Source organism: Rhizobium sp. N324, from assembly GCF_001664485.1.
Classification (GTDB): domain Bacteria; phylum Pseudomonadota; class Alphaproteobacteria; order Rhizobiales; family Rhizobiaceae; genus Rhizobium.
The window spans coordinates 4,303,855-4,316,929 of the sequence record NZ_CP013630.1 but is presented as its reverse complement, the minus strand read 5'-3'; the positions used below and the strand labels follow the sequence as shown (position 1 = coordinate 4,316,929).

Here is a 13,075-nt window from a genome sequence, read left to right as displayed (position 1 = left end):
TGGCAAGAAGAGATTTGCATCATGACCTTCCAGACCACCGCCCATGCTCCTGAAACCGCCCGCCGCAACGGCCTCATGCACTCCGGCTCTCGCATCGTGCCGGAGGAAGTGCCGATTGCCTTTTCCTATGGCGGCAGCTCGCATGCGGTGATGATGGCAACGCCCGATGATCTTGAGGATTTTGCCGTCGGATTCAGCCTGACCGAAGGAATCATCACAGCGCCGGCGGAGATATCCGGCGTCGAGGTCGTCGCGGCTGAGCAGGGGATCGATGTGCAGGTGAGCCTTGTCGACGACGTCGCCGACCGGCTGCGGGCCCGCCGCCGCAGCATGGCGGGGCCGGTCGGCTGCGGCCTGTGCGGCATCGAATCGATCGAGCAGGCGGTGCGGCCGGTGCCGGATGTCTCGGCATCGCCGCTGGCGCTGTCGCATGCCGACATCGTCCGGGCCGTTTCGCTGCTGAACGAGGCGCAGCCGCTGCATCGGGAGACGCGGGCGGTGCATGGCGCCGGCTTCTACGTTCCCGCCAAGGGATTGCTTGCCGTGCGTGAAGATGTCGGCCGGCACAATGCGCTGGATAAACTCTGCGGCGCCGTCATCCGTGCCGGCGAAAGCGGCGGGAGCGGGGCCCTCGCTGTCACCAGCCGGCTCTCGGTCGAGATGGTCCAGAAGGCGGCGATCCTTGGTTCTCCCGTGCTGATCGCCATTTCGGCGCCGACCGCTCTCGCCATCCGCACGGCCGAGGCGGCCGGCATGACGCTCGTCGCGCTGGTGCGCGGCGAGGATTTCGAGATTTTCACCCACCCGCACCGCATCTCGCCCGAAAGCATTGCCGATGTCGCATGATACCAAGGCCAAGCTCGTCTATATGGCAAACCAGATCGCCACCTTTTTCAAGAGCCAGCCGGCAGATGAAGCCGTGCAGGGCGTTGCTACCCATATCAACAAATTTTGGGAGCCGCGGATGCGGCGGCAATTGTTCGAAATTCTCGAAAAGGAGGAAAACGGCCTGGATGCCCTTGTGCTGCAGGCCGCTCCGATGATCCGTAAGCCCGAGCCGGAAGCAAATCAGGCCAGGTAGTATTGATCGGTTCATGCAGGAAGGGAGCAGGGGCAAGCTGTCTTGCGAATGGGCCTGCTTGGGCGCTCCTTACCGCGTATGCCGGGCAGTAAGATCAAGTGCCGCCGTGCGGCGGCAGCTTAAAATGGCAATGTGCCGGAAGGCTGGCATCAAAACTCTTCCCAGCTCTGTGCGGCTGCAGCAGTCGCGCCGTTGGCCTTGGCGACCCGCGAAATCAGATGCAGCGCCGGCGAGCCTGTCTGCCTTGCTTCCAGCCTGCCGGCGGTCTGCGGCCCGGCCTGAGTCAGGGTCTGACCGGGTAGGCGGAATCGTGTCAGCAGGACCCGCAGCGTTTCGGCTTCCTTTGCCAGGCTATGGCTGGCGGCGGTACTCTCCTCGACCATGGCGGCATTCTGCTGGGTTGCCTGATCCAGCGTATTGACCGCCTGGTTGATTTCCTTGAGGCCGGTTGCCTGTTCCCGAGAGGCTTCGACGATGGCGGAGACATTGCCGTCGATATCGCCGACTTGGGCGACGATCTCCTCGAGCGCCTTACCGGTCTGGCCGACGAGGCCGACGCCGTTTTTAACGAGATCACTCGACGTATTGATCAGTGCCTTGATCTCCTTGGCCGCCTTGGCGGAACGCTGGGCGAGTTCTCTGACCTCCTGGGCGACCACGGCGAAACCCTTGCCGGCTTCGCCGGCACGCGCCGCCTCGACGCCGGCATTCAGCGCCAGCAGATTGGTTTGGAAAGCGATTTCGTCGATGACGCCGATGATGTTGGTGATCTCGCGAGAGGACTGCTCGATCTGATCCATGGCGGCAACGGCGTTGCGGACCACGACGCCCGATTGCTCGGCGCCCTGCTTCGTCACGGCGACGAGGCGGCCCGCCTCATGGGCGCGGCGGCTGGAATCGTTGACGGTGGTGGTGATCTCCTCGAGCGCGGCTGCGGTTTCTTCGATGGATGCGGCTTGCTGTTCCGTCCGCGTGGAGAAGGAATCGGCCGATGCGCCGATTTCCCGCGAGCCGGCGGCGATTGCGCCGGTATTCTCACCGATCGTTTTCATCGTCTTGGCAAGACCGTTGATCGTGGTGTTGAAATCGTGGCGCAACTGCTCCATCGACGGAACGAAGGGCGTGTCCACCGTCCTTGTCAGATCGCCTTCGGAAAGATGGCGCAGCGCATCGCCAAGCTGGGAAATCGCGCTCATGCGCTGGGTGACATCGGTCGCGAACTTCACGACCTTGTAGACTTTGCCGTCGGCATCGACGATCGGGTTATAAGCCGCCTGGATCCAGATTTCACGGCCGCCCTTACCGAAACGGACGAATTCGTTGGCGATGAACTCGCCATTGGCAAGGCGCCGCCAGAAGCTGCCATACTCCTCGGTGCGGGTATAGGCCGGATCGCAGAAGATGCTGTGATGCTTGCCGGTGATCTCGGCCAGGGAATATCCCATGGCCTGGCAGAAGTTCTCGTTTGCCGTCAGGATCTCGCCGTTGGGTTTGAATTCGATCACCGCCTGCGAGCGCGAGATCGCTTCCAATTTGCCGGAATCCTCGATCGATTTCTTCTTGGTGGCGGTGATGTCGGACGCGAATTTCACGACCTTGAACGGCTTTCCACCTTTTGAAACAGGATTATAGGAAGCCCGGATCCATATCTCGCGATTGCCCTTGCCAAGACGCTTGTATGCGCCGGCATCATATTGCCCGCGTCCGAGCCGCGCCCAGAATTCGCGGTACTCCGCGGTTGCGGTATAGGCCGGCTCGCAGAAGATGCTGTGGTGCTTGCCGATGATTTCGCTCAGGCTGTATCCCAGCGCGTTGCAGAAATTCTCGTTCGCCGTCAGGATATTGCCGCTGAGGTCAAATTCGATGATCGCCTGCGATTTCGAGATGGCGTCAAGAATGTATTTCGAATCGGAAGCTAGACCAAACATTCCTGTCCCTTTGAGATGCACAGCTTTCGCTGTTTCGGCCGGAGAAGCGAGGGGCGGACGTGGTGTGCCGGTGCCGGGAAGGACCGATAGCCGGTTATCACTCCCATGTACCGAAAACTCACCATCCGTATGCTGGTCACCATATTGAGGGAGCGTGGTTAATATTACGTATAAAAGCTATCGCTAATAATAGGATGAGATAATGAACGCCGCGATTACCTGGGGCGCACAAAAAACCGCCCGGGACGGGCGGTTTTCAACTCTTCGAATTGTCTTGATGGCGATCAGGCCGCCAGTTCATCCGTCTCGTTTTCCTTGAACATCTTGGCGAGGTTCAGGAAGCAGATCATGCCATTTTCCGAGGCGATGATGCCTTCGCAATAGGCGCGGTCGAAGGAGGCGGTCACCTCAGGCACCGGCTGGACCTGGCTGGAGGAGATGGTGAGAATATCCGAGACACGGTCGACGAGCATGCCGATGACCATGCTGTGAACTTCGGCGACGACAATGGCGCTGCGTTCGTTGGCGACCGTGCTCTTCATGCCGAGCTTGTAGGCAAGATCGATAATCGGGATCACCGAGCCGCGCAGGTTCATGACGCCGATGACATCGGCCGGCGCATGCGGGATCGGCGTCGACGGCGCCCAGCCGCGAATTTCGCGGATGGTCGTGGTCTTGACGCAGAATTCCTGATCATGCAGGCGGAAGGCAATGATTTCGAGCGTATCGCCGCTGAAGCTCGTGGAATTGATCGTGGTCATAGAATTCTTCCCAACTGTCGTAAGCCAGGGCAGAAGCGGGCGCGCCACCATTGGCGCGGACGAGCTTTGCCTTCATACCACGCGATGGCTTTGCGCTCGGCCAAGCATCGTTACGGTTAATGACGACATTAGCGGAAGAGTGTTGCCCAAATCTAAATCGGGAACCGGATTTGCGACGGTTTTCAGCCCCGATTTGCTTTAGCCTATCGTTTTTTCGATCTGCGAGACCGCCCAATCCACCTGCTCCCTCGTGATGACCAGTGGCGGAGCGAGGCGAATCGTATGGTCGTGCGTATCTTTGGCGAGCAGGCCGCGTTCCTTCAGCGCATGGCAATATTGCCGCGCGCCGCCGGCTTCGGGTTCCAATTCGACGGCCATCATCAGGCCGCGGCCGCGCACGTCCCGGACGATGTTCGACCGGATCGACCTGAGGCCTTCGAGAAAATAGTCGCCCATATCGGCGGCGTTCTCGATCATGCCCTCTTCCGTCAGCACTTTCAACGCGGTGCGCGCCACTGCGCAGGCGAGCGGGTTGCCGCCGAAGGTGGAGCCGTGCTGGCCGGGCTTCAGCACCCCCAGTACCTCGGAATTCGATAGCACGGCCGAGACCGGATAGAAGCCGCCGGACAGTGCCTTGCCGATCAGCGTCACATCGGCCTCGATGCCTTCATGCTCTTCGGCCAGCAGCTTGCCGGTGCGGCCGAGACCGGTCTGGATCTCGTCGAGGATGAGGGTGACGTTGTTATCAGTGCAAAGCTCGCGGATGCGGGTGAAATAGCCGGCCGGCGGGATGATGACGCCGGCTTCGCCCTGGATCGGCTCGATCAGCGCGGCGACCGTATTGCTGTTGATGGCCGCCTCGAAGGCCTCGGCATCGCCGAAGGGAATGGTTCGAAAGCCCGGCGTGTAGGGGCCGAAGCCGGTGCGGGCGTCGGGATCGGTGGAGAAACTGATGATGCTCAGCGTCCGGCCATGGAAATTATCGGCGCAGACGATGATCTCCGCCTTGCCTTCCGGCACGCCCTTGACCTCGTATCCCCATTTGCGCACCGCCTTGATGGCGGTCTCCACCGCCTCGGCGCCTGAGTTCATCGGCAGGATCTTGTGCGAGCCGGTGAGAGCCGCGAGCTCCTCATAGAGGTAGGCGAGCTGGTCGTTGCGAAAGGCGCGGGAGGTAAGCGTCAGCCTGCCCGCCTGCTCGACCATGGCGGCAAGGATCTTCGGATGGCAATGGCCCTGGTTGACGGCGGAATAGGCCGACAGGCAATCGAGATAACGATTGCCGTCGGTATCCCAGACATGAACACCTTCGCCACGTGTCAGCACCACGTCGAGCGGCTTGTAGTTGTTGGCGCCGAGCCGCTGTTCGGTGGCGATCAGTTTTTCCGAAGTGTTCATGGTTCTTCCCCCTCTAGATCATGATGCCGACAAGTGAGTTCCAGGCGGCGCGTGCCGTCTATGCGGCGCGGGTTGGGCGATCGAAGATACGGCGGCCGAAGAGGCTTGCCGTCAGTTCCACCAGGACGCGGGCGCTCTTGCCGCGATCATCGAGAAACGGATTGAGTTCGACGAGATCGAGCGATGAAACGAGGCCGCTGTCGGACAGCATTTCCATCACCAGATGCGCCTCGCGGAAGGTCGCGCCGCCGGGCACCGTCGTGCCGACGCCCGGGGCAATGTCGGGATCGAGGAAATCGAGGTCGAGGCTGACATGCAGCAGGCCGTTGGCCCGGGCGACGGCTTCGAGGATCTCACGCATGATGGCGCCGATGCCCTGTTCGTCGATCGCCCGCATATCGAAGACGTTGACGCCATGCTCGTGGATTTCCTCGCGCTCACGCGCATCGACCGAACGGATGCCGACCTGAAAGACATGCTTCGGGTCGACGAAGGGACGGTCTTTCGGCAGGATTTCGGCGAACTCCGCCTCGCCGCAGAAGAAGGCGACCGGCATGCCGTGGATATTGCCGGAGGGCGAGGTGGCGGGAGAATTGAAATCGGCATGGGCATCGAGCCAGAGCACGAAAAGCGGCCGGCCCTTGCCGGCGGCATATCGGGCCATGCCGGAGACGCTGCCCATGGAAAGGCTGTGGTCACCGCCGAGTATCAGCGGGAAACGGCCGGAGGCGGCGACGTCGTAGACGCTGCTTTCGAGCGCACGGGTGAAGGCGCCGACGATTCTGAGATTATGAGCTTTCGGATGGTTCGGCAGGTCCATCGCCGGCACGATCCGGAGATCGCCGAGATCGGCAACGTCATGGCCGAGCTCGATCAGCGTCTGGTCGACGCCGGCGATGCGCAGCGCTGCCGGGCCCATGGCAGCGCCCCTGCGGCCGGAGCCTTCTTCCAGCGGCGCGCCGATGAGGGTGACAGATCGCGATTGGGCATTCATGCGAGGGCTCCGCGGTTAGGCCTGTTTTGGCCGATAGTGGGATAAAGGCCTGGCGGCAAAAAGATGGAAAAGTGTCAGAAATGGATTATGATTGCGCAAATTGATAAACCTATTTTGACAAAGTGATCATCGTGGACGATCTCGACACCGAGCTTCTGAGTGCACTTCGCCACAATGCCCGGATTTCCGTCTCCTCGCTCGCGGCGATGACGGGCGCCTCACGGGCCACGGTTGCCGCCCGAATCGACCGGCTGGTCGCCGGCGGCACCATCGTCGGTTTCACCATCCGCACCGGTCATGAGACGCGGTCGGCCGGCGTGCGCGCCATCGTCATGATCGAGGTGCTCGGCAAACTCGCCGACAGGGTGGCCGATCAGCTGCGCGGCCTGCCGCAAGTCCGCGCCCTTCACAGCACCAACGGCAAATGGGATTTCGTCGCCGAACTCGAGGATCGCGATCTTGCCGCCTTCGACGAAACGCTGCGCCGCATCCGGCTGATCAACGGCATCAATTCGACCGAGAGCAATATTCTGCTGAAGACGAGCAAGACTGGCTTTTAAAGGCCTGCATGAAGTCCCCTCCCCAACCCCTCCCCACAAGGGGGAGGGGCTAAGTTGGCGCACCGTGTATGGCGCTAAGCAGCAACCTTTTCGCGGATGACACAGTGAAGTGGAACAGGTCGGGCGCGGCATCTAAGCCCCTCCCCCTTGTGGGGAGGGGTTGGGAAGGGAACTCCTCCGTACCGGTCAGCCCTGGAAAACGCGTCTTTTTCTTGAATTAAGCCGGCTCAATATTCCCGTTCGTAGACGACGCCCGCTTCGCCGGCACCATTGCCACCGGCAGCACCGCGCAGCTTGACGCCGCGGCCGACGTCGAGGTTGATGATCGCCTTGGCGCCGGCTGCGCCGCCCTGCTGCAATTCGAAATAGGTGCGGTCGTTGAGATAGCGGCCGACGCTGACGCTCGTCTGGCCCTTGGAATCGGTGCTGATGTCGAGATCGTCGACGCCGAGCTGGTTGCGCAGGCCTTCGAAAAGCGAGGTCGAGCGGTTGCCGGCCAGCTGGCTGACGGCGTCTGCGAGCTGGGCGATCTGCACCGGCGAGAGCTTCGACATCGATTGGCCGAAGATCAACTGCGCCAGCACCTCGTCCTGCGGCAGCTGCGGCGAAGAGGAAAAGGTGATTGCCGGGTCGGTGGCGAGGCCCGCGACGTCGACGGTGAGCGTCGTCGAGCCGGAGGTTGAGGTGGCTTCCATATCGAGCGCCGGCGTCAGGTCGCCGGCAAAGGTGATCCGGCTCTTGTCGGTGAAATCCAGGCGGCGGTTGAGAATGGTCAGGCGGCCGCGGCGCATGGTGAAGCCGCCGGTGACGATCGGCGCTGCCGCGGTGCCGCGGATCGTCACCTTGCCGCCGAGCTCGGCATCGATGCCGCGGCCGCGTGCGAAGATATGCGACGGTGCGTCGATTTCGAGATCCAGCGTGATCGTGGAGGATTTCTCGGAGGGTTTCCGCTCGCCGTCGTCGCGCAGTTGCGCAAGCACGGCCCGCGGCGCGTTCTTGTGACGGATATCGATTTCCCTGAGGGAGGTCGGCAATTTTTCCGGGACGGTGATCGAGGTCTTGTCCAGCCGAAGCTTGCCGCTCAACGTCGAATTCATGATCGGCCCGCGCAGGACGACCGTGCCGTTGACGGTGGAGACGACAAGCGTTCCATCGACATAGACCGCCTTGTCGAGCTTGATCGAAATATCGGCCGGAAAACCGCCGGCCGGCTGAATGCCGATGGTGCCGCTAGCCGAAATCGTGCCGCCGCCGCCAAGGCTTCCGCTGAGGCGCGAGATCACCGCCTGATTGCCGTTGAAGCTGATCGTCGCCGCGAGATTGTTGACGGCGAGATTGCGCCGGACGTCGACGAGTTTCGCGCCATTGGTCGCGACGGTGCCGTTGATGACCGGTGCCGCGGCCGTCCCGCCGATCTCCAGGTTGACGGTGGCGACGCCGTCGGCGACGAGGCCCTGCTGCGCCAGCGGCGCGCCGAGCACGGCGAAGGGCAGATTGCCGTTGAAGCGCATGTCGAGGGCGCGGTTGCCTGTGATCACGACGCTGCCGCCGCCCTTCAGCGACATGCCGGCGTCGCCGGCAAGGTTGGTATCGATCGTCAGCCGGTTGCCGGCAAGTTTGCCCGATGCGCCGATGGTGAACGGCGAAAGGCCGGCGCCCTTTGTCTGGCTCGTCGCGGCGTTCTTCCAGTCGACCTTGAAATCGACCGACGGCGCCGATAGTGCGCCGGTCGCCTTTGCGGTCGCCGTGACAGCGCCTTCGGCGCCAAGACCGGGCACAAAGCCGTTGGCGATGCCGGCCGGGACATTGGTGGCATTCGCCGTCACGTCGACCGCGCGGATCGAGGTGCCGGCGATCGAAAGATTGCCGGCCGCCTTCAGCGCGATGCCGCCGCTGCCGCTGAGGTCGGCATCGAAATCGAGCCGGTCACCGGCATATTTTCCCGTCGCCGCCAGCGCCAGGCGGGAGAGGCCGGCAGCCTTGGTGTGGCTGGTCGCGGCATCCTTCCAGTCGAGTTTGAAATCGACGATCGGATTTTCAGGCGTTCCCGAGGTGATGGCGTTGGCCGAAAGTGTGCCTTCGGCCCCGAGACCGGGAACGAAGGCATTGGCGATATTGGCCGGCAGGGCGGGAATATCGGCATTGACCGACAGGTCGCGGATCGCCGTTCCGGCAATGGTGACGCCACCTGTGGCCTTGGCCAGAACGCCGTCCTTGCCGGCAAGGCTGGCATCGAAGTCGACCCTGTCATCGGCGTATTTTCCGGAGGCGGCGGCACTCAGGCCGGAAAGGCCGCTGCTCCTGGTCTGAGCGGTGGCGGCGTTCTTCCAGTCGAGCTTGAAATCGACGGCGGGTTTGGGCAGCGCGCCGGAGGCGGATGCCGTTCCCGACACTGTGCCCTCGGCGGCAAGGCCGGGGACGAAGCCGTTGGCAAGGGCTGCCGGCAGGTTGGCAAGATCGGCCTTGACGTCAAGCTTGCGGACCGAGGTGCCCGATGTGGCGACATTGCCCTTGGCCTTCAGCGAGAGGCCGTCCTTGCCGCCGAGATCGGCATCGAAATCGAGCCGGTTGTCGGCGAAATGGCCGGACGCGGCAAGCGCCAGTCCCGAGAGGCGAGCGCTTCTGGTATGGCTGGTCGCAGCATCGGTCCAGGCAAGCTTGAAGTCGGCATTCGGTGCTGCGGGTGTGCCGGCGGCCGACAGCATGCCCGATATCGTGCCGCCGGCCGCCAGATCCGGAACGAAGGCATTTGCAAGGCTCGCCGGAATCCTGGCGATCTCGGCATCGACCTTGATGGTTTCGACCGTCGTGCCGGCGAGGGCGACACTGCCGGTGCTCTTCAGCGACAGGCCGTCTTTGCCGCTGGCCGCCGCGTTGAAATCAAGCTTGTTGTCGGCAAATTTTCCGGATGCGGTCAGGCCGAGGGCGGCAAGGCCGGCACGCTTGGTGTGGCTGGTCGCGGCGTCTCTCCAAGCGAGGTCGAAATTGGCGGTCGGGGCGGCAAGCGAGCCTGCGGCCGAGACCGTGCCGGAGATTGCGCCTTCGGCGGCGAGATCGGCGACGAAGCTGTTTGCGATGCTTGCCGGGACATTGGTGAGCGTTGCGTCGACCTTGACGTTGCCGATGGCCGTGCCGGTGACGGCGACATTGCCGTTTGCCTTCAGCGAGAGGCGGTCGGCGCCTGATATCACCGTGTCGAAATTAAGTTTGCTGTCGGCGAATTTACCGGATGCCTTCACCGCGAGGTCGGTAAGGCCGGCGCGCTTGGTATAGCTCGTCGCAGCACCCTTCCAATCGAGATCGAAATCGGCGACCGGTGCGGAAAGCGGTCCGGCGGCCGAGAGCTTCCCGGTGATCACGCCCTTGGCGGCAAGATCGCGAACGAAACCATTGGCGATGCGGGCGGGCAGATTGAGAATATCGGCGTCGATATCGAGCACCGGCGCGGTGGGATTGGTAAGCGCGACATTGCCGGCGGCCTTGAGCGACAGGCCGTCAGCACCGGATATCGTCGTGTCGAAATCGAGCCTGTTGTCGGCGAATTTGCCGCCGGCGGCGATGCCGAGCGGCGCAATCCCCGCGCCCTTGGTCTGGCCTGTCGTCGCATCCTTCCAGTCGAGCTTGAAATCGGCGATCGGTGCGGCCGGCGTTCCGGTCACCGCGATCCTTCCGGAGATGGTGCCGCCGGCTGAAAGGTTCGGTACGAAACCATTGGCGAGTGCTGCCGGCAGCTCGCGGATATCGGCATCAAGTTTCAGCGTTTCGCCGGCTGAACCGGTGACGCTCACCGAGCCGGTGCCGGTTTTCAACGTCAGCCCGCTCAAGCTGGCGGCGCCGCCGACGATTTTGACCTGCGTCGGGGCGGCAAGTTCGACCGGGATATTGCGGGGGCTTGCCGAGAAACGTTCGAGGTTCACGCCGATCGTGCCGTCTGTCGTCTGGATATTGCCGGTCGCCAGCACCGGATTGCCGTCATAGGTGGCATTGAGATCGAAATCGGTCTGGTTCTGCTGCCTGGCAAAACCGAGCGAAAGTCCGGCAAGCCTGTTCGTTCCCGCATTCACCTCATCGGCCTTGACCGTGCCGTTTGCGGCAAGGGCGCTGAGATCGCTGACCGTGACGTCGATTTCCGGCTTGACGATGGCAAGCGTATCGCGGCGGATCGAGCCGCCGGTCGCAAGCAGCTTGAGCGCGATTTTGCCCTTGTCGCTGCTGACGCCGAGCGAACCCTTGAGATCGCCCTCTGCTTTTTGTCCGCCGAGGGCTGCGAGTCCGCCGATATTGGGGAAATCGAAGGTCAGCGCGCCGGTTGGTTCCAGCGAGGGCGAGAATGCCAGATTGCCGGTCAGCCGGTTGCCCCCGATATCGGCGGTCAGCGCCGGAAGGATAATCCTGCCGTCCTGCGAATTGATGTCGCCGTTGACGGCGATCGGCTGGCCGTCGATCGTGCCGGTAGCGGCGATCCTGCCTTGCGGCGCCTTGGGATCGGCGACACCCGAGAGATCAATATTGAGATTGCCAAGCGTGCGGCCGGCCATTTCAAGACTGGGGGCCTTGAGATTGGCCGTCACCGAGATCGCCGGCAGTTCGCCGCCCACTCTCAATGCATAACCCGCCCCGCCGCTGGCGCCGGTCATGAGTTTGCCGATGTCGGGCAGCCGGCCGGAGAGATCGGCACTCACCTTCGAGCCATCGAGTGCGACGTTGCCGGCGGCCTCAAGCGTGCCGGAGCTCAAGACGAGGTTGGACAGTGCGAATTTCGACGGGATGGTGCCGGCCAGCTGGCTTTCGAGTGAGATCGGTCCGTCGAACCTGCCTGAGACCGCAACAGGCAGGGCTGCCGGAGCGATGGTGAGCTTGACGTTGCCGGTCAGCGCCTGGTCTGCCAGCCGGTAGGAGCCGTTGAGGCCGCCGTTGATATTGGCGCTTTCGATGGTGGTGCCGTTGAAGCCGATGCTGCCAGGCGTGATCTGCAGCGGCGAGGCGATCGTGACCGGACCCTGGACGGCGCGATTGAGGTTCGGCTCCGCAAAACTCATGTCGCCGGCAACCAGGCGCAGCTGGACGCTGCCGGATCGAGCGGCGAGATTGAAGGCGTCGCTCTTTGCCGTCAGCTTGACATTGCCGATATCGGCCTGCGGCAGGGCTGCGGTATCGAGCGAGCCGCTGACATTCAGTCGGGCCGCCTGCGCATCGCCCGTCAGCGCCAGGTTGAGACCTGAAATCAGGAAGCGCGCTTCGCCCTCGGCGAGCGGCCAGCGGAAATCGACAGGCCCGGATGTGCCGAGCAGATTGGCATTCAGACTGTTGTTGCCGGCCGGATCGAGGGTGCCCGAGGCGGCGATGACGACGCTGCCGGTGGCGATATTGCCGGTCTGGATGTCGATCTTGCCGCGGTTGTCGAAGGTGGTGGCAAGGTCGATATTGGTCTGGCCTGAAAAAAGTGGCCGGAACGCTGCGGGAAGCAGCGAGCTCAGGTCGCCGCCGCCCTTGAGGTCGAGGTGGTGCAGTCCGTCCGCACTGATCTGATGCCGGGCCTCGATTGCGGCACGCTGCTGTCCGTCGAGAGCGGCCTGCACTTTGCCTCGCCAGTCGGATATCGGTCCCTGGCCGTCGAGATCGATGTTGACGGCGGGGCTGTCCGGCAGACCGAGAAAGCCCGCCAGCAGCCCACCTTTCGGTTCGGCAAGCTGCGCCTTCAGCTGCAGCCGGTTTTCGGCCGGCGCATAGGCGATGTCGGCGGTCAGCCGCGCATCCGGGACGGCGTGGCGGCTGACATTGACGATCGCCTCGCCGCCATCGCTGTTGGCCGACAGGCTGCCTTCGGCGGCGAGCGCGAAGGCGCGCCCGGCAAAGGCTTCGGCCAGTTTGATGTCGGGCAGCGCGACGTGGTCGATATCGACCTTGATCGGAAGGCTGAAGCCGCCGGAATTTTCCGCTCCGGGCCGTGATGGCAGGGTGCGCACCGGCTTGCGCAGCACGTCGATCGCTTCGATTTCGAAGCGTTGGGCGTGGAACGTTCCGGTCAGCAGCGCCAGCGGGTTCCAGTCGATGGCGATGCCGTGGATTTCGGCGAAGACGCCCCTGGTGTCGGAGATCGAGATTTCGGCGGCGCGAAGCCCGCCGGTCAAAAGACCCTGCGGTTCTCGCACCGTAATCGTCATGTCGCGGTTGGACAGCGTCGAGGCGATTTTTTCGGTGACGATGCGGGCGCCAAAGGCGGTGAAGCCGAAGATCGCCAGTGCCAGGACGGCAAGAATCAACGTGACGCCCACGCCATAGGCAGTGAGCCGCAGGAACCAGTTGACGATTTTTGCCAGCATTTGCATCGGCGCGGACACTACCCCGTTTTC

The 13,075-nt window shown here is 63.0% G+C and carries 8 protein-coding genes; 3 read left to right on the top strand and 5 right to left on the bottom strand.

Annotated features, from left to right (window positions below):
- Nucleotides 1–21 precede the first annotated feature (21 nt).
- A complete protein-coding gene (gene fdhD, locus AMK05_RS20760) occupies nt 22–846 on the top strand; it encodes a formate dehydrogenase accessory sulfurtransferase FdhD (RefSeq protein WP_064840943.1) in 825 nt (274 codons plus the stop codon).
- On the top strand, nt 836–1,081 hold the full coding sequence (locus tag AMK05_RS20755) for a formate dehydrogenase subunit delta (RefSeq protein WP_064840942.1): 246 nt from the start codon (nt 836–838) through the stop codon (nt 1,079–1,081). The genes fdhD and AMK05_RS20755 overlap by 11 nt, the downstream gene beginning before the upstream one ends.
- A gap of 149 nt (nt 1,082–1,230) precedes the next feature.
- Here the strand turns inward: AMK05_RS20755 and AMK05_RS20750 are convergent, their stop codons facing one another.
- The 4 genes from AMK05_RS20750 to rocF form a co-directional block, all read right to left on the bottom strand.
- Nucleotides 1,231–3,009: a methyl-accepting chemotaxis protein gene (locus tag AMK05_RS20750; RefSeq protein WP_064840941.1), complete on the bottom strand. Its 1,779-nt coding sequence runs from the start codon at nt 3,007–3,009 to the stop codon at nt 1,231–1,233.
- 284 nt (nt 3,010–3,293) lie between these two features.
- Nucleotides 3,294–3,770 (bottom strand): chemotaxis protein CheW, encoded by a 477-nt coding sequence (locus tag AMK05_RS20745; protein ID WP_003567163.1) that lies wholly within the window; start codon nt 3,768–3,770, stop codon nt 3,294–3,296.
- A 198-nt stretch (nt 3,771–3,968) separates the two neighbouring features.
- Entirely contained in the window at nt 3,969–5,168 is a 1,200-nt protein-coding gene (gene rocD / locus AMK05_RS20740) for an ornithine--oxo-acid transaminase (RefSeq protein ID WP_064840940.1), read from the bottom strand.
- A 58-nt stretch (nt 5,169–5,226) separates the two neighbouring features.
- A complete protein-coding gene (gene rocF, locus AMK05_RS20735; protein WP_064840939.1) occupies nt 5,227–6,162 on the bottom strand; it encodes an arginase in 936 nt (311 codons plus the stop codon).
- A gap of 122 nt (nt 6,163–6,284) precedes the next feature.
- Between rocF and AMK05_RS20730 the strand changes: the two genes are divergently transcribed.
- Nucleotides 6,285–6,722, top strand: coding sequence for an Lrp/AsnC family transcriptional regulator (locus AMK05_RS20730; RefSeq protein WP_171899811.1), 438 nt, complete (start codon nt 6,285–6,287; stop codon nt 6,720–6,722).
- Nucleotides 6,723–6,949: 227 nt separating this feature from the next.
- On the opposite strand, the gene AMK05_RS20725 is transcribed toward AMK05_RS20730, so the two are convergent.
- Nucleotides 6,950–13,051, bottom strand: coding sequence for a translocation/assembly module TamB domain-containing protein (locus tag AMK05_RS20725; protein WP_064840938.1), 6,102 nt, complete (start codon nt 13,049–13,051; stop codon nt 6,950–6,952).
- Nucleotides 13,052–13,075 lie beyond the last annotated feature (24 nt).